This window comes from Bradyrhizobium sp. 142, assembly GCF_023074015.1.
Lineage (GTDB): Bacteria > Pseudomonadota > Alphaproteobacteria > Rhizobiales > Xanthobacteraceae > Bradyrhizobium.
Genome location: NZ_JADPKQ010000387.1, coordinates 41,592 through 59,992, shown reverse-complemented (window position 1 = coordinate 59,992; position 18,401 = coordinate 41,592). Strand labels below are relative to the sequence as shown.

Annotated in this window: 18 protein-coding genes and 1 pseudogene; 5 read left to right on the top strand and 14 right to left on the bottom strand. The window is 63.0% G+C overall.

Going from position 1 to position 18,401, the window contains the following annotated elements; all coding sequences use genetic code 11:
- A partial coding sequence (locus IVA82_RS35420) for a hypothetical protein (RefSeq protein ID WP_247493746.1) occupies positions 1–344 on the top strand: 344 nt, incomplete at its 5' end.
- Between the two features lie 408 nt (positions 345–752).
- Here the strand turns inward: IVA82_RS35420 and IVA82_RS35415 are convergent.
- The 7 genes and pseudogenes from IVA82_RS35415 to IVA82_RS35385 form a co-directional block, all read right to left on the bottom strand.
- A pseudogene (locus IVA82_RS35415) lies at positions 753–1,376 on the bottom strand (transposase).
- Between the two features lie 20 nt (positions 1,377–1,396).
- Positions 1,397–1,588, bottom strand: a complete 192-nt coding sequence (locus tag IVA82_RS35410) for a hypothetical protein (protein WP_247389972.1) — start codon at positions 1,586–1,588, stop codon at positions 1,397–1,399.
- 30 nt (positions 1,589–1,618) lie between these two features.
- Entirely contained in the window at positions 1,619–1,864 is a 246-nt protein-coding gene (locus IVA82_RS35405; protein ID WP_247389971.1) for a transposase zinc-binding domain-containing protein, read from the bottom strand.
- 311 nt (positions 1,865–2,175) lie between these two features.
- A complete protein-coding gene (locus tag IVA82_RS35400; RefSeq protein WP_247389970.1) occupies positions 2,176–2,883 on the bottom strand; it encodes a hypothetical protein in 708 nt (235 codons plus the stop codon).
- Positions 2,880–3,317, bottom strand: a complete 438-nt coding sequence (locus IVA82_RS35395) for a thioesterase family protein (RefSeq protein ID WP_247389969.1) — start codon at positions 3,315–3,317, stop codon at positions 2,880–2,882. The genes IVA82_RS35400 and IVA82_RS35395 overlap by 4 nt, the downstream gene beginning before the upstream one ends.
- Positions 3,317–4,225: a fumarylacetoacetate hydrolase family protein gene (locus tag IVA82_RS35390; protein ID WP_247389968.1), complete on the bottom strand. Its 909-nt coding sequence runs from the start codon at positions 4,223–4,225 to the stop codon at positions 3,317–3,319. Before IVA82_RS35390 ends, IVA82_RS35395 begins: the two co-directional genes overlap by 1 nt.
- Positions 4,226–4,267: 42 nt before the next feature.
- Complete coding sequence (locus tag IVA82_RS35385) at positions 4,268–5,374, bottom strand: cupin domain-containing protein (RefSeq protein WP_247389967.1); 1,107 nt, start codon at positions 5,372–5,374, stop codon at positions 4,268–4,270.
- A 400-nt stretch (positions 5,375–5,774) separates the two neighbouring features.
- Here IVA82_RS35385 and IVA82_RS35380 point away from each other — a divergent pair, with 400 nt between their 5' ends.
- The 4 genes from IVA82_RS35380 to IVA82_RS35365 all read left to right on the top strand — a co-directional run bounded on the left by IVA82_RS35380 (position 5,775) and on the right by IVA82_RS35365 (position 10,629).
- A complete protein-coding gene (locus tag IVA82_RS35380; RefSeq protein WP_247389966.1) occupies positions 5,775–7,934 on the top strand; it encodes an indolepyruvate ferredoxin oxidoreductase subunit alpha in 2,160 nt (719 codons plus the stop codon).
- Positions 7,931–9,496 carry an indolepyruvate oxidoreductase subunit beta family protein gene (locus IVA82_RS35375; protein ID WP_247389965.1) on the top strand — a complete coding sequence of 522 codons (1,566 nt, stop codon included), beginning with the start codon at positions 7,931–7,933 and terminating at the stop codon, positions 9,494–9,496. The genes IVA82_RS35380 and IVA82_RS35375 overlap by 4 nt, the downstream gene beginning before the upstream one ends.
- A 138-nt stretch (positions 9,497–9,634) precedes the next feature.
- The gene (locus tag IVA82_RS35370; RefSeq protein ID WP_247389964.1) at positions 9,635–10,147 is read left to right on the top strand and encodes a MarR family transcriptional regulator; all 513 of its coding nucleotides are present in this window, start codon (positions 9,635–9,637) and stop codon (positions 10,145–10,147) included.
- Complete coding sequence (locus IVA82_RS35365) at positions 10,147–10,629, top strand: MarR family winged helix-turn-helix transcriptional regulator (RefSeq protein ID WP_247389963.1); 483 nt, start codon at positions 10,147–10,149, stop codon at positions 10,627–10,629. Before IVA82_RS35370 ends, IVA82_RS35365 begins: the two co-directional genes overlap by 1 nt.
- An 11-nt stretch (positions 10,630–10,640) precedes the next feature.
- Here IVA82_RS35365 and IVA82_RS35360 read toward each other — a convergent pair whose 3' ends face one another.
- The 7 genes from IVA82_RS35360 to IVA82_RS35330 form a co-directional block, all read right to left on the bottom strand.
- Positions 10,641–11,369 carry an SDR family oxidoreductase gene (locus tag IVA82_RS35360; RefSeq protein ID WP_247389962.1) on the bottom strand — a complete coding sequence of 243 codons (729 nt, stop codon included), beginning with the start codon at positions 11,367–11,369 and terminating at the stop codon, positions 10,641–10,643.
- A 26-nt stretch (positions 11,370–11,395) separates the two neighbouring features.
- Positions 11,396–13,012, bottom strand: coding sequence for an ATP-dependent acyl-CoA ligase (locus IVA82_RS35355; protein WP_247389961.1), 1,617 nt, complete (start codon positions 13,010–13,012; stop codon positions 11,396–11,398).
- Positions 13,013–13,019: 7 nt separating this feature from the next.
- On the bottom strand, positions 13,020–13,496 hold the full coding sequence (locus IVA82_RS35350; RefSeq protein ID WP_247389960.1) for an aromatic-ring-hydroxylating dioxygenase subunit beta: 477 nt from the start codon (positions 13,494–13,496) through the stop codon (positions 13,020–13,022).
- Positions 13,493–14,833, bottom strand: coding sequence for a Rieske 2Fe-2S domain-containing protein (locus IVA82_RS35345; protein ID WP_247389959.1), 1,341 nt, complete (start codon positions 14,831–14,833; stop codon positions 13,493–13,495). Before IVA82_RS35345 ends, IVA82_RS35350 begins: the two co-directional genes overlap by 4 nt.
- A gap of 18 nt (positions 14,834–14,851) precedes the next feature.
- Positions 14,852–15,802, bottom strand: a complete 951-nt coding sequence (locus tag IVA82_RS35340; RefSeq protein WP_247389958.1) for a PDR/VanB family oxidoreductase — start codon at positions 15,800–15,802, stop codon at positions 14,852–14,854.
- Positions 15,803–15,912: 110 nt separating this feature from the next.
- Positions 15,913–16,530, bottom strand: a complete 618-nt coding sequence (locus IVA82_RS35335) for a flavin reductase family protein (protein WP_247389957.1) — start codon at positions 16,528–16,530, stop codon at positions 15,913–15,915.
- A 105-nt stretch (positions 16,531–16,635) separates the two neighbouring features.
- A complete protein-coding gene (locus tag IVA82_RS35330; protein ID WP_247389956.1) occupies positions 16,636–18,270 on the bottom strand; it encodes an MFS transporter in 1,635 nt (544 codons plus the stop codon).
- Positions 18,271–18,401: the final 131 nt, after the last annotated feature.

Sequence of the window (18,401 nt, the reverse complement as noted above, 5' to 3'; positions counted from 1 at the left end):
GGTGGCCGAGCCCCGACGTGTTTCCTTGGCTTTCAATGCCGAAAGGGAGAATGGGTCCGCCGCTTCGGAGCTTCGCTGCCGATGCGCATGACTGCATCATGGTTTGGGTCCTTGGACCCACCGAATACAAGGTTGTGACGCGACTGATCCGCGCCCCGCAAGCGGGCTCCCCTCTGATCGTCATCCCGATCGCACCGAGCGGTGCCGTCGTGCTCGAAGCTGTCAAGGTATGGCCTGGCAAGCCCGGAGCATGCCGCACGGTTGGCGCGACGGCCAACCTTGACAGCTCCTGCGCGCGACGACGTCAGCGAGCCGCGGGTCGGGACGAAGAAACGGGGCTTTGAGATCGAACAAAGAAACTGACGAAAGACAAAAGAACTCCTTGACAAAAAAAGCCCCATACAAGGACACCGCGGGAGGGGGGACGTGGATGTCGCGGCGTGGGCTATGGGGATTTGAGTGCCGCGGATGATGTGGGTGATTGGAGTTGAACCGGTTCAGCGAGTTGGCCGAGGGCGGAGCGGCTGACGAATGAGCGGCGGGTCGCGTTGAACGCTGTGAGTTGGCGGGCGATTTGCGACACCGGCTGGACATCTGAGCGCGCTCTGCCGTGGCCGATCGAGAGGCAGCGAGCGCGACGACCCGTTTTGCGGGATTGTGATGCGATCATGAGGTGTCGATCCTGATGACGGTTGTCGGACCTGTCGGCCGATACCGTGGCGTGGCACCGCGCTGGAACACCTCGATGATGATCATGCGACCGCCGCAGCATGGACGAGTCGACTTGCGGTGATCGACGGCGGCACCGGTGGGCTGGCCTTCAGGTTTTGAAACGGCGAGCATTCGCGCGCTTGGGCGATGTTGTCGGCGCGCGCGCCGCTGGCGAACAGGCCGTAGTGGCGGATGCGGTGGAAGCCTTGCGGTAGGACATGGATGAGGAATCTGCGGATAAACTCGCCGGTAGCAAGTGTCGTGACCTTCTGACGATCACGACCATCGGCACGATAGTCCTTCCATCGGAAGGTGACGCGGGTGCGGTCGCAGGCGATCAGCCGGCTGTTGGCGATGGCGACGCGGTGGGTATAGCGCGACAGGTAGGCCAGCACGGCCTGTGGCCCGCCGAACCGGGCGCTTGGCATAGACCACCCATTCGGCGCGGCGTAGCGGTGCCACATACATCGCGAATGCCTGCGGGTCGGCGAGACCGGTATGATCGCCGAAGAACATCAGGAGGCCGGCTCTGTGGGCCGCGATCAGCCTCTCCAGGAACAACCGGCGGGACAGCGCGAGAGCACGCGCACGGGCAGGAAGAAGGCGGGCCGGGACGCCACCCAGCGCTCGCCGTCGAGCGAGATGCCACCGCCCGGCACGATCATGTGGACGTGCGGGTGATGGGTCATGGCCGAGCCCAGGTATGGAGAACCGAGGTGATGCCAACGCGGGCGCCGAGATGCTTGGGGTCGGCGGCGATCGTGGTCAGGGTCTCGGCCGAGGCCTTGAACAAGAGATCGTAGACGATCGCCTTGTTCTGGTAGGCGATATCGGCGATGGCCGCTGGCAGTGTGAACACGACATGATAGTACGGCACCGGCAGCAGATCAGCCTCGCGCGCCGCCAGCTATTGCTTTGCCGCAGCCTCCTGGCACTTCGCGCAACGCCGGTTGCGACAGGAGTTGTACGCGATGGTGGTATAGGCGCAGTCCTCGCAGCGCGCGACATGACCACCGAGCGCCGCCGTGCGGCAGTTCTCGATCGCCGACATCACCTTGAGTTGGCCGAGGCTCACATGGCCGGCATTGGCCCGGCGCCATGCCGGTCCGTGGCCGCGAAAAATGTCTGCGACCTCCAGCGATGGACGCGGCACGCGAGCCGCGCTTAAGCGGGCGGCTCGACCTTTTCGATCTTGCGGGCGATATGCTCCAGCGGGCTCATAATCTCTTGGATCGTCTTGGTGGTTGTCGAAATCCCTCGATCTCAAGACAGGACGCCCTGTTGCGCTATCCTCTTGGCTCCGCCGTCAGCCGCAGCGTCCTACCGCGCGAGCGGTTTAGTCCATTGGCCCATTTCGGAAGTGCCGTGACTTTGACTTGAGCCTGAAATGAGCACCAAAGCGGACATCTGGCGATCAATCTGAATTTGCGGGCTCACATCATATTTTTTCACGCTGTCGGCCATCTAAGGCTTAGACATAACCACCCGCGTCAGCATCGGAAAATGCTTGTTGCCGCCCGAGAAGGGCGGGAACTGGACCAAGTCCGCGCGCATGCGCTTGATGACGTCGGAGCTCAGCGCGCGCGAAAGCGCTGCCGGGCTGTCGAACACCAGCTTGTTGCGCTGCATGTACTCGACCCTTTGCGACGGAAGCCGGTCGACCCAATCAATACGGGTATAGATCTCGATCTGACGGATGTCCGGGAAGGTCCGCATGATCGACGGGTGATGCTCCAGATAGTGCAGGTGCCAGGCGTTCAGGTCTTCCGCCGGCCCGGGGTAGTGAACGAGGTAGCTGCACGGGATGGCCGCAGCATCCGGATGCGCGGCGACATCGACGGGAAATGGGCGCGTCAGCATCACCTGGTGCGTGACGTCCAATCCGGTGAGACCCGACAATCCGGCACCCGTCGCCAGACCGGCAAGAACGCCGCCGCGATCCATTGCCGCCTCGCATGCGAACAGATTCGAAAATCGCAATTGAAGCGCAAACACGGGACCGGATCCATCGGCCTTGTAGGGATGATCGACCGACTGTTCCAGCGGAGTGAACAGCAAGCCCTCCGTCATGTCCGGGATCGATCCGACCAACTCGGCTGCGGCGGCAACTTCGTCGGGATGAATCCGCCGTTCGCTTGCCAGATCGGAGAACGTCATGAACAGCGAGATCACGACGGCGCCACCTGCGTTGCCTCGTCCGCGTGCAGATGCGACACGAGCGCGGCGCGAATATCATCGGACCAGGGAATCGCGTGATGATCCACCAGCGATGTCGCAGCAAGGATCTGGCGTGCACGCCAGCGTACGCCATCTGCGCCCGAGACCACATGCGCCAAGTGGAGCGATGCCCGGCCGACCCTCCCTACGCGCAGCTTGAACGTGAGGAGATCGCCAAACATCGACGGCCGGGAAAAATCGCAGGTCAGATGCACGGTGGGCGTGCCGATCTTCCGCACCGTGATCAAATCCGGCCAGGGAAATCCGATTTCCGCCCAGAAGTCCTCGACGACTCCGTTGAGCATGTTCAGATAGGACGGGAAGTAGGCGATTCCGGAGGGATCGCAGTCCGCGAACCGCAGCTTGCGGTCGAACGAGAGCGCCGTCATCAGATCGCGACGACGGGATGCCGGATGACACCGACGCCGTCGACCCCGGCCTCCACCACGTCGCCCGGCCACAGCCATTCCTGCGGGGTCATGCCTGCGCCGACCCCTTCCGGCGTTCCCGTCGCGATGATGTCGCCGGGCTCGAGCGTCATTCCCGACGAAATGTCGGCAATCAGGGCCGGAACATCGAAGATCATGTACTTGGTGTTGGAATCCTGTTTCGTAACTCCGTTCTTCGTCAGCCATAGCCGCAGGTCATGTGGATCTGGAATCTCGTCCGAGGTCACGATGCAGGGGCCGAACGGCGCATAGGTATCCATGCCCTTGGAGAAGATCCATTGGCCGGCACGGCGATTGTCGCGCGCGGAGACGTCGATCATCACCGAATAGCCGAAGACGTGGTCCATCGCTTTCTCGACCGGGATGCGGGTCGCGGTCTTGCCGATGATGACGGCGAGCTCGACTTCCCAGTCGAGCTGCTGCGTCATCTTCGCATTGTGCTGGATCGCCGCGCCCGGACCGATGACGGAGGTCGGCGGCTTGGAGAAGACGACCGGCTGCTTCGGCAGATCCTTGTCCGTATCCAGGCTCTTGGCGGATTCCGCCACATGCGCGCGGTAGTTCAGCCCGATGCCGAAGATGTTCTTTCGTGGCCGCGGGATCGGCGCCTGCAGCTTCACTTCCTCGACCGGAACGGCGGAGCCGACCGGCAAGCGACGATTGGCATCGTCCAGACAGTTCCTGAGTGCGGGCAGCAGCGTCACGCTGTTGTCGATGAACGACAGCATGTCGCTCGGCGATGCAAGGCCATGCGACGCACCGAGGCGCTGGACATCCACAACCAATCCATCAACGAGGACCCCGAGGCGGGCGCCGCTGGAGCCCAAAGTGTAGGTAACAAGGCGCATGAAGCTTTATCCGGCTTGTTCTGTTGAATTCTGCAAGTGACGTCAGGCGGCAACTGGTTGGTGGCCCGCATTGTCGCCATAGGCCTCTTCCCGGTAGAAGCCGAGACTTTCGATGACGGGCAGGTCGTTGAAGCAGAACAGACAGGCGTCCTCGCTGTCCGAGGCGTTGCCGTGCTCGTGCCAGGCCCAGGATGGAACGCAGAAGATGTCGCGCTCCTGCCATTCGAAGCGCTTGCCACCGATCACGGAATAGCCGCGGCCCTTGGCCACCTGGTAGATGAAGCTGCCGGTGTGCCGATGCGACTTCGTTCGTTCGCCCGGCCGCAGCAACTGCATGCTGGCGCCGATCGTCTGCATCACGTGTCCGCCAGTGACCGGATTGACGTAGTTCATGAGGATGCCGTCGTAAGGCGAGCCATCGGTCGCGGCGGCATATTTCCGCAAGGAGTCGTATGTCGGCTCCCACTCGTACTTGAACATGGGGGAATAGCCCTTCGACCATTTCGAGCCGGCCGGGCGAAGACCGGGATTGCCCCAGGTCTTGGTCGTGCCGTCCACGGGATAGCCGGATTCTTCCTGCTGAACCTTGGGATAGACCGCGAAGAAGTTCGCTTCCAGCGCATTGACCAGCGGAATGTCGAGGCCATCCTGCCAGATGCAGACCGAGCCGTTGCCATCGACCCCATGCTCGTGCCAGGTGCCGTTCGGCGTGAGCACAAAATCCCGCGCCCCTAGCGTCATCTTGTGACCGTCGACGACGGTGTAGGCGCCCGAACCTTCCATGATGAAGCGCAAGGCCGAGGCCGAGTGCGCGTGGGCCGAGGCGACCTCGCCGGGATGCATGACCTGCAAGCCCGAGTAGAGCCAGCCGACGGCTGCCGATACGTCGCGACGACCGGGATTGTTGAGATAGATCACCCGGCGCCCCGCCTTTTCCGGAGACACCAGCTCTACCGATCGCAGCACGTGTTCGCGCAGGTCGTTGTAGCGCCAGAGCACGGGAATGGACGCCGATTGCGGCTGCCATGGCTCGATCTTGTTGGCGACCGTCCACAATGCACCGGCTTCGTATCTCTCGAGATCCTTGTAGTAGGCCTTGAGTTCCGGAGTGTCCTCGACATTGGCCCGGCCGATCACGTTTTCGCGCATCTCATCCTCCAAGTCATGTTTCCAAGTCCTGTTTCCAAGTCCTGTCTTATGACGTCGCTGGATCGAAGCGTTCCCGTCCGTCGATGGCCTTTGCCAGGCCAGGATCGATGATCCAGTTCCAAAGAGACGATGGCCGGGACCATCATCTCGGATAGCCAACGGGACTTGCGCCATTGGCCTCGCCTCGTAGGCTGCGGAAGCCAGCTTGTCGGCGGTCGCGCTCGCGTTAAGATGCTCAGATGAAGCCTGGATGGCGGCAGCCTTGAAGCGAGGCAGCTTGAGCATCGGCCCTACCCTGTCGCTGGCTCACGACCGCTCCCGAACTGGGGTTGGCAGCACGGCCCGGCGTTGACTTACTTCACATGTAAAAGTATGTTAATGCATATTTCTGGAGGATGCAATGGCTGAACGGTCTTTCGCTCGCGAAGTCGAAGATCTCAGGCTCGGCACGGGCGACACCTTCCGCGGCGAAGGCATCCTCGCCATCACCAAGGCCCTGCTGCAGTCTGGCGTCGCCTATGTCGGCGGCTACCAGGGCTCGCCGATCTCGCATCTGATGGACGTGCTCGCCGACGCCAAGGACGTGCTCGACGATCTCGGCGTCGTGTTCCAGAGCTCGGCCAACGAAGCGGCCGCAGCCGCGATGCTCTCGGCATCCGTGATGTATCCGCTGCGCGGCGCGGTTGCCTGGAAGTCGACGGTCGGCACCAATGTCGCTTCCGACGCGCTCGCCAATCTTGCCTCCGGCGGCGTCACCGGCGGCACCATGATCATCGTCGGCGAGGATTACGGCGAAGGCTCCTCGATCATGCAGGAGCGCACCCACGCCTTCGCCATGAAATCGCAGATGTGGCTGCTCGATCCGCGGCCCGACCATGAATGCATCGTCAATCTGATCGAGAAGGGCTTTGAGCTCTCGGAGGCCTCGAACACCCCGGTGATGCTCGAGGTTCGCGTGCGCGCATGTCATATGCATGGCAGCTTCGCCTGCAAGGACAACGTCAAGCCAGGCTATTCCATCAGGGACGCGCTGAACAACCCCAAGCGGGATCTCGGGCGCATCGTGCTGCCGCCGGCGGCCTATGAGCATGAGCAGGAGAAGATCAAGACGCGGATGCCCGCGGCGATCGGCTTCATCCGCGACAACAAGCTGAACGAACGGATGGGGCCGGAGCAGGGCAAGGTCGGCATCATCATGCAGGGCGGCATGTACAACAACGTGATCCGCGCACTGCAATATCTCGGCTTGTCGGACGCCTACGGCAACACCCAGGTTGCGCTCTACATCATGAACGTCACCTACCCCGTGATCGACACTGAAGTCGCAGAGTTCTGCCTCGACAAGGAGGCCGTCCTCATCGTCGAGGAAGGCCAGCCGGAATATCTGGAGCAGGCGATCAACACGGTGCTGCGGCGCAAGGACATCAATGCGCGCGTCCACGGCAAGGACGTGCTGCCGATGGGCGGCGACTACACCGCGCAGGTCCTGCTCGGCGGCATCAGAGAATTCCTGGAAAAGGCTGAGCCGCGGCTGCTCGGCAACCGACCGCCGGCACCGGATGCTGCTCCCGTGCTCAACCACCCCGCCGTCGAGAAGCTCAAGCAGGCCGTCCCGCAGCGCCCGCCCGGGCTCTGCACCGGCTGCCCGGAGCGACCGATTTTCGCAGCGATGAAGCTGGTCGAAGAAGAACTCGGCCAGCACCACGTCTCGGCCGACATCGGCTGTCACCTGTTCTCGATCCTGCCGCCCTTCAACATCGGCGCGACGACCATGGGCTTCGGCCTCGGCCCGGCCTCGACCTCGGCTTTCAACGTCAAGGCCGACAAGCGCTCGATCGCAGTGATGGGCGACGGCGGCTTCTGGCACAACGGGCTGACCAGCGGCATCGGCAATGCCGTGTTCAACAAGCATGACGGCGTCTTCCTGATCGTCGACAACTACTACACCTCAGCGACCGGCGGTCAGGACATCCTGTCGTCGCGCGCGACCAACAAGCGGCGCAAGACTAACAATTCGATCGTGCAGGCCGTGAAGGGCATCGGCGGCCAATGGGTCCGCCAGATCGACCGCACCTACGACGTCGGCAAGATGCGCGACACGCTGAAGGAGGCCCTGACGACCAGGGACGAAGGCCCCAAGGTCATCGTCGCCTCCTCCGAATGCATGCTGAACAAGCAGCGCCGCGTGAAGCCGCAGATCAACAAGGCGATCAAAGACGGGTTGCGCATCGTCAAGGAGCGCTTCGGCGTCGACGAGGATGTTTGCACGGGCGATCACGCCTGCATCCGGCTCTCCGGCTGTCCCTCGCTTTCCGTGAAGCAGCTGGACGATCCCTTGCGGGACGATCCCGTTGCGGCAATCGACAATTCCTGTGTCGGATGCGGCAATTGCGGCGAGGTCGCCGAAGCCGCGGTGCTGTGCCCCTCCTTCTATCGCGCCGATGTCATTCATAACCCGACCCGCTGGGACACGTTCAAATCGAAAATCGCCATGGCCGTGATCGGCTGGCTGCAACGGCGGCGTGATCGCGGGCGTCCGGCGCTCGAGGCGCTGGCATGAGAGACGAAACGGTCCGGCTCGCCCTCCCCGCCGCCGGCGACGCGACCGAGCGGCCGATCTCGATCGCGATCGTCGCGATGGGCGGCCAGGGCGGCGGCGTCTTGACCGGCTGGATCGTTCAACTCGCCGAGAACCACGGCTGGGTCGCGCAATCGACCTCGGTGCCCGGCGTCGCCCAGCGGACCGGTGCCACGATCTATTACATCGAGGCGATGCCGCCACTGGATGGCCGCAAGCCGATCCTGTCGCTGATGCCCACCCCTGGCGATGTCGACGTCGTGATGGCCGCCGAGTTCATGGAAGCGGGGCGCTCGATCCTGCGTGGCCTGGTGACGCCGGACCGCACGACGCTGATCGCCTCCAACCACCGGTCGTTTGCCATCGGCGAGAAGATCGCGCCGGGTAACGGCATTGCCGACGGAGACGCCGTCACCGGCGCCATCGGCGTTGCCGCCAAGACCGAGATCATCTTCGACTTGAATGCGCTGGCGATCGAGCACGGCAGCGTCATCTCGGCTGCAATGTTTGGCGCGCTCGCTGCGGCCAACGTGCTGCCCTTCGGCCGCGAAAGCTATCTCGATGTCATCCGCGCCGGCGAGAAGGGGGCCAAGGCCAGCATACGAACTTTTGAAGCGGCCTTTGACCGGGTCGAGACCGGGCCTCCCGAAGTCGCGGCGCCCGTGCAATCGAAGGTCGCCGACAGCATCCCCTCTCCTGCGACGCCAGATCCGCAACTCGCCGGGCTTGTCGCAAGAGTGAAGCAGGAGCTGCCCGAGCCCACGCTGGCCATGAGCCGCGCTGGCTTGAAGAAGGTGGTCGACTTCCAGGACGTCACCTACGGCGCCGAATACCTCGACATCCTCAAATCGCTGCACGCGGCCGACCGGAATTCGGGCGGCGCCGACAGGGGCTATGCCTTCACCCAGGCCGCAGCAAAATATCTCGCCAACGCCATGACCTATGACGACGTCATCCGCGTGGCCGACCTCAAGACGCGCGCTGGTCGCCGCGCGCGCATCGAGAGCGAGCTCGAGATGTCTGAGGGACAGGTGCTCCAGACCACCGAATTCATGCATCCCCGCATGGAGGAGGTCATGGGCATGCTGCCGGCGGGTTTCGGCCGCTGGCTGGGCGCAAGGCCGCGCCTCCTCGGCTGGCTCGATCGCCGCGTCAACAAAGGACGCCGGGTGCGGACCTATTCGCTGCCCTGGTTTCTGGCGCTTTATGTCGTGGGGGGACTTCGCGGCCTGCGCCGCCGCTCGCTGCGCCACGCAATCGAGACCGCGCACCGGGACGAATGGCTCAAGGCCGCGACCGACGCGGTCGGCACCAACTACCAGCTCGGTGTCGAAATTCTGCAATGCCGCCGCCTTGTCAAAGGCTATTCCGATACCCACAGCCGGGGGCTGTCGAAATTCGATAAGACCCTGGCCGCGATCAAGCTGGTCGAGCGGCGCGAGGACGCCGCCGACTGGGCGCGGCGCTTGCGGGAAGCGGCGCTGAAGGACAGCGCCGGCAAGGAGCTCGACGGCGTGATCCAGACCATCAAGACCTTCGCATGATGCAGGTCGCGCCCGGCACAGGAATAGATTGCCGTTCGGACCGAAGGACGTCAGGATCAGACAGCTTGACTACGATTCTCAGGTTGTTAATCGGAGCGACAGACCCGCGATAAATTCCTCCACTCGACGAGACACTCTGTGCTCGATGGTCATGCGATGCCGGCAGCACTCAAAGCGCACATTGTTCCCGTACCCGGGCAGGTCGAAACCCGGCTGTGGCTTCAATTGCTGTCTTTGCATGGCGAGCTCTTCGGGTCGCTGAATTCCGTGCTGAGTTCTGAGTTTGGACTGTCGCTCGCAAAGTTCGACGTACTGGCTCAGCTCGATCGTTGCAGGGACGGACTTGCGCTCGGGCAATTGTCGCAGAACCTAAAGGTGTCCGGCGGCAACGTGTCCGGACTCGTGCAGCGCCTGTTGGCCGACGACCTCATCAGCAGGGAAATGTCGAGCGAGGACCGGCGATCGTTCATCGTGCGGCTCACGCCCAAGGGCGAGGCGCTGTTCCGGAAGGCCGCCGATGTCCACAAGAAGCATCTCGGCGAGCGGTTCGAGAACGTCCCGCGCCGCGAGCTCGACGCCGCGCTTTCGGTGTTGCGGTCCATCTCCTCAAAGATCCGCACCGAGAGCAAGAAGCAGAGACACAAGAAATAATGGGCAAAGAATCCAGAAGCAGATGGAAATCCGGTCCGCCAAGGACGAGAGACCAGCTGCAAGCCTACATTCCCTATCTGCTCAATCGGCTGGCCAACCGCTGGAATCTCGACCAGAACCGGGATCTGAGCGAGCACGGCATCAGCAACGTCATCTTTCGCACGCTGTCAGTGCTGTTCATCTACAAGACTCTCACCGTCAACGAGATCGCCGTTCTCGCCGTGACCGAGCAGTCGACCGCCAGCCGCATGGTCGAATCCATGGTTTCATCGGGCCTCGTCGAGCGAGAGATCGCCGAGGAGGACCAGCGCCGCCGCGTCGTGGCCTTGACGGCGGACGGCGAGGCGCTGCTGCGCAAGATCTGGCCGATCATGGAAAAGAATTACGAGCGTCTGACCGCCGGCATCGACCCCGACGAGGTTGAAATCTGCGCCCGCGTGCTGGCCAGGATGGTGGAGAATATTCGCCAGAATCAGATCTGATCGATCGACGATCAGGGCCCGAGGCCAACCAAGCTGGTGCCGCCGCAGACATAAATCACTTGTCCGGTCACGAAGTCCGAGCGTTCGTCGAGGAAGAATTCGACCGCGTGCGCGACGTCTTCGCGCGAGCCGAGCCGGCCGACTGGAACGTTGCGGGCCATTCGCTCCTGCCGCTCGGAATCCTTCGGGACGATGCCCCAGAAATTGTCCGTCAGAATCGGGCCCGGCGCGACGACGTTTACGGTGATGCCGCTGGAGGCCATTTCCAGCGCCCATGTCCGCGCCATGCCGTGCATGCCCGCCTTGGTGGCGGAATAGGCCGAGCGGGTCACCGCGCCCATCGCCGCACGCGAGCTGACGAACACGATGCGGCCGAAACGGCGCGACATCATGCCCTCCAGGGCGGCCTGGGTCAGCAGCATCGGCGCCCCCAGGTGCAGCTGCGCAAGCATCAGGATGTCTTCGGGTCTCGCATCGGGCAGAAGGTTCGGCAGGATGATGCCAGCATTGTGCACGAGGCAATCGATCGCATGGTCGGAGCTGATCTCTTGCGCGATCGCCCGGGTCTCCTCGAGGCTCGTCAGGTCCGCGGAATAGGCCGTGAGCAGATCATGCGTCCAGCCGGGCTTCTCCAGCCCCACCGAGACCACGCGCTGTCCTTTGTCGACGAGCCGGCGGGCCAGCGCTTCGCCGACCCCGGAATTTCCCCCTGTAATGAGTGTGGTGCGGGCCTGGCTCATGATCGGTTTCCTGCAAATGGGATGCCTCAGACCTGCCGCCGCTTCAGCTCACGAAGGTCGAAGAACGCGCCGTCATGCATCAGCTTGGCGACAAAGTCCTTCAAGCCGCCGCGCTGGATCTTCTCGGTTGCGGTCAGCGGCAGCCGGTCGACGAAGCAGATCCATCCGGGTGCCTTGTAATAGGCCATCTGCTCCAGGCTCCAGCGGACGATGGCCTCGGCGAGTGCCCGGTCGGCGCCGTCCTGCTCGGCGATGATGACGGCGGCGACCTCGTCGCCCCGCACCTGATCGGGCGTCGCCGCAACTGCGGCCTGCCGGATTGCGGGATGACGATTGAGGACGGATTCGACCTCGACTGCGGCGATGTTCTCGCCGGAACGACGGATGACGTTCTTCTTGCGGTCGACGAAATGCAGATCGCCATCCGCATCACGCGAGACGATGTCGCCGGTGTGCAGCCAACCGCCATCCCATGCTTCCGCGGTGGCTTCGGGGTTCTTGAGGTATTCCCGGAAGAAGCCGTAGCGCGGGTCCGCGCCTGCCCGCCGCACCAACAGCTCGCCCGGCAGTCCCGTCGGCGCATCGGCGCCCTGGTCGTCGACGATGCGAATGTCGACCTCGGGCGCCGGGCGGCCGAAGCAACTGCTGCCGATCTTGCGCGGCTCGACATTGGCGGCGATCACGCCGCCGCTGCCGGTCTCGGTCATCGCCCAGGCCTCGATCAGCGGGAAGCCAAAGCGCGCCTCGAACGGTGCATGAAGCAGCTTGTCGACGCCGGCGCCGAACCCGAAACGCACGGCGTGGGCCTTGTCCTCGTCCGATGCCGGAGCGCTCATCAGCATCGACGGCATCACGCCGAGATAATGCAGGCAGGTGGCGCGGCTGTCCCGCACCGACTGCCACCAGCTGCGCGGATGGAAGCGATCGAGCATGGTCAGGCTGCCGCCGACCGAGACCATCGCCATCAGCGACACCGCCATCGCGTTCATGTGGAACAGCGGCAGCGGCGTGATCATGCGCTCGCTATCGGGCTTGAAATCGATCAGCCCGCCGGCGTCGCGATACCAGTTTCCGCTGTGCAGGAAATACGTATTGGTGAGCACGCAGCCCTTGGGCTGCCCTGTCGTTCCCGACGTGTAGAGCAGCGCGCATTCGGTCGAGCCGTCGCCGGCGATCGCACCGCGCGCGCCGCCGAAGGGTACGGGAACGTCGTCGCTGTCGGTCACGACCGGAATCGCGCACCCCGCCTGGCGGGCCGCAGTTTCAACCTCGTCCCGCCGCTCGCTGAGGACCAACGCCGCGTTCATCTCGGAATGCGCGATGATGTATTCGAGCTCGCTCATCCTCAAATCGGGATTAATCGGCACGACGGACACGCCGAGCGCGTTCAGCGCAAACCACAATTCGACGAACACCGGCCTGTTCTGGAGCAGAAGCCCGACCCTGTGTCCTTCGCCGTAGCCGCGGCTCGCAAATGCGGCCCGCCAGCGCTCGATCCGCTCGAGCATCGCGCGGTACGAAATCTCGCCGGCCGCGATGCCGAAGATGCTGGCCGTCTCCGGCAGCACGTTGAGAAAGCCAGCCGCACCCCGGCGCAGGGCGGTCTCGCGAAAGCGGGCATAGACGGAAGTGGCTGCGGTCAAGATGCACTCACATGAAGAGCTGGATGTTGCCGAATGGCGCGTCGAAATTGATAAGATCGACGCGCTTGAGCTTGATCTTCAGGCTGTCGCCGACCAGGACGAAGTCGTGCGAGGCCCATCCCGAATAGCGCTCCAGCATATCGCCGCGCGTCTCCGTGTAGATATACGACGTCCGCGCCTTGAACACGCCGGCAGCAGTGTCGCAGGCGACGATCTGCGGCGCCTGGAGCAGATGATGGCAGCGGCTCTTCGGCTTCTGGCTGAAGGTGCGTTCGCCGGCAAGCCGCTCGACCCGCACTTTGAGCAGCAACAGGTCCTCGTACATCAAGGACGGCTGGAGCACCGGATCCTGCTGCTGCCATTCGAGCGGCATCCAATAGCGCCCCTCGGGATGAAACAGATCCAGCCAACTCTGCCACTGCATGGTGTCGAGAAGCTCGGCCTCCCGGTAGATGAAGTCCGTGACGGCTTTCTCGTCGATCATTCCGCGGCCTCAACCTGCTTGTGCATCTCCATGGTCATGAATTTCGCCCAGGCGTGAAACTGGTTGCGCATCTGCCGCTCAGACGTCCCATTGATGACAGCGATGACGTCAGGCTGTTCGTCCCGCTCGTAGAGGCGGCGCAGATTGACCCACTGGTTGCCGTTGGACTTGAGGCCTTCCTGCGCCCGCTCGTACACCTCGAGATCGTCGTGTCCGACGATCGAGGTCGGCGCGTTGATGAAGCGGTTGTACATCAGGGCGCGCTCGTAAAGCTTGTCGGGCGCGCCGACCAGGCGATAGACCCAGCTCTCGACCAGCGTCTTGTCGACCGCGATCGGGACGAAATTGCGCAGGATCTGGACGGCACCCTTGACCATGATGTTCGGAAAATAGACCGTGTTGTGCCTGACCTCGCCGAGGATCTCGTTGGCCCGCGTCTCGCCATAGGCTGCGATCATCTGGTCGAGATAGCCGTCGATGTCCGCGTAGTTGGAATGGATGGAGTTGGCGACGCCGGTATGGCCATGGCCGTTGGGCCAGATCCTGATGCCGCTCTGCTCGTAGAACTCGTACGGACTCATGAACGGGCCATAGAGCTGCACCGCCATCGGCGTCTCCGTGGAATCGCCCTGCTCGCGCTTCCAGACCTTGACCGCGGTGCCTGCCGAGCTTTCGTGAGCGACCATGGGATGGCAGGTGTCGGTCTGGTTCTCGACCAGCATCTTCCAGTTGCAGGTGTGCATGTAGCGGATCGGCGCGGCCACGATCTCGAGCCTGCCCTCCGGCGAGCGGTCGACCATGTTGTCGATGGTTGAAAGGCTCTGGCCGAAATAGTCCTCAAAGGAGACGCCGGTCTCGTTCAGCCGCGCGAAGATGAAGTCACGATAGACCACGACATTCTTGACCCGCGACAAGCCTTCATTGGCCTGGGTGTCGCCAAAACCGGTGCTCTCATAGCCCTTCTTCAACGGGATCGCGAGCAGCGAGCCGTCGGTCTTGAACGACCATGCGTGATAGGGGCAGCGAAAGAACTTTCCGGTATTGCCGCATGGCTCCGAGGCGATCTTGACGCCCTTGTGCGGACAGCGGTTGTAGAAGACGTGGATCGAACCATCGCTATGGCGGCTCGCCAGCACCGGCTGCCGGCCGAGGGTGGCGGTGACGAAGTCGCCGGGCTTTGCAAGCTGGCTGGCATGACCGACATAGACCCAGCTATTGGGGAACAGACGTTCCATCTCGATATCGAAGATCTCGGGATCGACGTAGACGTCGCGATGCACCTCGGCCTCGCGCACCAGTGCCGCGATCGACCGCGCATTTCCTGCGTATCTGCTCATGCCGTCCCTTTCCTCGTCCTAGAGATCCAGCACCAGTCGCTCCGACTTCGCGCGCGATACGCAGATCTGCATGACCTTGTTGGACGCCTTCTCGTCGTCGCTCAGGACGACATCGCGATGGTCGGGGACGCCCTCGATCACGCCGCACTGGCAGATGCCGCAATCGCCGCGCCGGCAGTCGTAGAGAACCTCGTGCCCGGCCGCCTCCAGCGCCTCGATGATGCTCTGATCGGCCGCGATCGCGATGACTTGCCCCGTCGATCTGAGTTCGACCTCGAACAGCTGGTTCGACGTGCTCGGCGGCTCGGCCTTGAAGAGCTCGTAGTGGATGCGGTCAGCAGCGACGCCCTGCATCAGGGCGGCGCTCTTCACTGCGTCGATCATGCCGGCAGGACCGCAGACATAGACGTGGGAGCTCGCCGGCGTGCGGTGCAGCGCCGCTGCGATGTCGAGGCAGGAGGCGTCGCTGTCATAATGGACCGACAGCCTGTTCGCGCACACCGCCCGCAGCTGCGGCAGGAAAGCCAACTGGCCCGGCGTCCGTCCGGCATAGTGGAGATGGTAGGCAGCGCCGCGGGCCTGAAGCTCGGCGGCCATGGACAGGATCGGCGTGACGCCGATGCCACCCGCGAACAGAAGCGCCGGCGAAGCATCCTCGCGCAGACGGAAGTTGTTGACGGGAGCCGACGCCGTGACGACATCGCCGATGTTGAGCGCATGCATGAACGCCGAGCCGCCGGTCGATATCTGCTCGCGCAGAACGCCAAGGGCGAGGACGCCCTCAGGCAGGCCCGGCAAGGCCATCAGAGAGTAAGGCCGGTCTCCTCCGCTCGGGAGCGACACGCGGACATGTGCGCCCGCCTGCCACCGCGGGACCGCACCGCGCTCCACGCCGAGCACAAGGCTTCGAATCGTCGGCGTCTCCGCCGTGACCGACTGCACCTTGAGCTTGAGCGGATGCGCGTCCATTTTTGCATCTTTGCAATATATGAATCTGCATATATTTAGGCATATAATAATTGGTTGTCAATCGGCGTCCGGATTGACATGCGCGGGGCACCTTGCAGTCCGTGCGTCCGCTATTCAATTGGCGGCGGCCGCACCAGCTGGAAGAGGTCGCGAGGCCTCGCATACCAGCCCGCCCCGTGCATGCGGGCAATGAGCTCCAGGCCAATCGTATCGATATGGCCTCTCCGAGCATCGATCACGAACTGCTCCGCTACATGCGCACAAACGATCTCACCGATCACGGCGAGTTGCCGCGGCCCGGTCTCCTGAACCGAGAGGGAGCGACATTCGAGCGCAACCGGGCACGCCTTGATGCGTGGAGGCGCAACCATCTGCGAGGGAAGCGTCTCCAGCCCGGCAAGCTCGATCTCGTCGACCTCGGGCGGTGCATCCACGCCCGTTGCATTCATGGCTTCAGCCATCTGGTGCGGCACCAGATGAGCGACGAACTCGCCGGTTGCGACGATGTTCTGCGCCGTGTCTTTCAAGCCCTTGTTCGGATGACGCAGCAAGCCGAGCACAACCGTCGGCGGCTCATGCCCCAGCACGTTGAAGAAGCTGAACGGCGCCGCATTGGCGATTCCGTCTCGGGACCGGGTGGTCACCCACGCGATCGGACGCGGCGTGACGGTCGCGGTGAGGATCTTGTAGCGGATATCCGCCGGAAGCTGACCCATATCGAAGAGCATGCGATCCTCACTCCCGCCCGCGAGCGGCGCTGATGATGGATACGGCGCCTGCGGTCGATCGTCGACCACGGGCTTGCGAAATGTCCGGCCGCGAATAGGTCACGCTCATCGGTCGGCCTTGATCCTCGGCCTGTTCGGGAGCACGATCGATCCGATCACCGCGACGACGGTGCAAATGACGACCGGATACCAGAGCCCTGCAAATACGTCGCCGACCGCAAGCGAAAGATAGGTTGCAAAGAAGGGCAGGAAGCCGCCGAAGATGCCGGCACCTATGTGGTAGGGAAACGAAAGTGCCGTGTATCGGATGTTCGCCGGGAACACCTCGACCAGGAACGATGCCACCGGCCCATAGACCATCGCGACGATGACGGTCATGACGACCAGCAGAAAGACGATGTAGGCCGACGACATCTTTGCAGGATCGGCCTTGACGGGGTAACCCGCGTCCGACAGGGCCTTGCGATAGGCTGCCGCATCGTATCCGGCAATCGTTCTGCCATTGACCGTCATGGATACGGCATGGCCACCAATCGGAGAGGCATAGCTGAAGTTGACGCCGCTTCCGATCAGCAGCTTCTTGGCCTGCACGCAAGGCTTGCTGTGGTCGCCGTGCGAGCTCAGCAGCGCAGCTGCAAGGCCGAACTGGCACGCTTTGCTGGTGGTGTCGGCATGCACGGTCACCGGGGCGCTGCGGGTCGCTGCGACCAGCTGCGGGTTCGCAGCTTCCAGGAGGGACGAGAACATCGGCCGGTAGCACAGAGCCGAAAGCACGAGGCCCGTCATCATCAGCCACTTGCGTCCGATCCGGTCGGACAGCCAGCCGAAGAAAATGAAAGCCGGAGCTCCGATGACGAGGCCGATCGCCATCAGACCATACGAGGTCTGCAGGTCGATCTTTGCCACCTGCTGCATGAAAATCATCACGTAGAACTGGCCGGTGAAATAGGTCGAGCCCATGCCCGCTGTCACACCGAACAACGCGATCAACACAAGACGAAGGCTGGACCAACGCGCAAACGTGTCCTTGACGGGACTACTGGACAGGCGCTGCTCCGCCTTGAGGCGCGCAAATACCGGCGATTCGTGCAGCCTGGCTCGAACGTAGATCGATAACGCCAGCATCGCGATCGACATAATGAAGGGGACGCGCCATCCCCAAGCCCTGAAATCGGCTTCGCTCATGATGCTCTGCGTGCCGATGATGACCATGATCGAAAGGGCCAATCCGACCGACGATGTGATCTGGATCCAGCCGGTCAGGAGTCCGCGCCGGTTGGGGCGCGAATGTTCCGCAACGTAAACGACGGCACCGCCGTATTCTCCGCCGACAGCGAGGCCCTGGATCAATCGCAGCACGACCAGCGAAACCCATGCCGCATGGCCGACGCTCGCGTAGGTGGGCAGGAAGCCGATCAACGCGGTGCCGCCGCCCATCATGATGATGGTCATGAGGAAGGTGTATTTTCGGCCGACCCGATCGCCGATGCGACCGAAAACCACGGCGCCGATCGGACGGATCACGAAGCCGGCAGCAAGAGCACCGAGGGAAGTGAGCACCGCTGCCGTCGGGTTGTCCGGCGGAAACAACACCGAACTCATGAACACGGCCAGCGAGCCGTAGATGAAGAAATCGTACCACTCGAACATCGTTCCGAGGGTCGACGCGAAAACGACCTGCCGCTCCTCGCTGCGCGTTAGAGTCTGTTCGGCGGGTGCCGCCGTCGCTCGTGCATCCATAGCCATTCCGCCTGCTTGCGTCCCGCAGCCAAACCGCAACCCGGCAGCAGCTAATTTTATTTAGTCATACTCATATGATGTGGTCAAATACGACAAGCTTGAATGTTTGCCGACTCGCGCCCAATAATGCG

Coding starts and splice junctions, on each gene's coding strand:
- IVA82_RS35395 (WP_247389969.1), bottom strand. CDS start 3,317: ATGACGGCGCTCTCGTTCGACCGCAAGCTGCGGTTCGCGGACTGCGAT.
- IVA82_RS35345 (WP_247389959.1), bottom strand. CDS start 14,833: ATGAGCAGATACGCAGGAAATGCGCGGTCGATCGCGGCACTGGTGCGC.
- IVA82_RS35390 (WP_247389968.1), bottom strand. CDS start 4,225: ATGCGCCTTGTTACCTACACTTTGGGCTCCAGCGGCGCCCGCCTCGGG.
- IVA82_RS35360 (WP_247389962.1), bottom strand. CDS start 11,369: ATGAGCCAGGCCCGCACCACACTCATTACAGGGGGAAATTCCGGGGTC.
- IVA82_RS35385 (WP_247389967.1), bottom strand. CDS start 5,374: ATGCGCGAAAACGTGATCGGCCGGGCCAATGTCGAGGACACTCCGGAA.
- IVA82_RS35380 (WP_247389966.1), top strand. CDS start 5,775: ATGGCTGAACGGTCTTTCGCTCGCGAAGTCGAAGATCTCAGGCTCGGC.
- IVA82_RS35350 (WP_247389960.1), bottom strand. CDS start 13,496: ATGATCGACGAGAAAGCCGTCACGGACTTCATCTACCGGGAGGCCGAG.
- IVA82_RS35340 (WP_247389958.1), bottom strand. CDS start 15,802: ATGGACGCGCATCCGCTCAAGCTCAAGGTGCAGTCGGTCACGGCGGAG.
- IVA82_RS35330 (WP_247389956.1), bottom strand. CDS start 18,270: ATGGATGCACGAGCGACGGCGGCACCCGCCGAACAGACTCTAACGCGC.
- IVA82_RS35365 (WP_247389963.1), top strand. CDS start 10,147: ATGGGCAAAGAATCCAGAAGCAGATGGAAATCCGGTCCGCCAAGGACG.
- IVA82_RS35375 (WP_247389965.1), top strand. CDS start 7,931: ATGAGAGACGAAACGGTCCGGCTCGCCCTCCCCGCCGCCGGCGACGCG.
- IVA82_RS35335 (WP_247389957.1), bottom strand. CDS start 16,530: ATGCTCTTCGATATGGGTCAGCTTCCGGCGGATATCCGCTACAAGATC.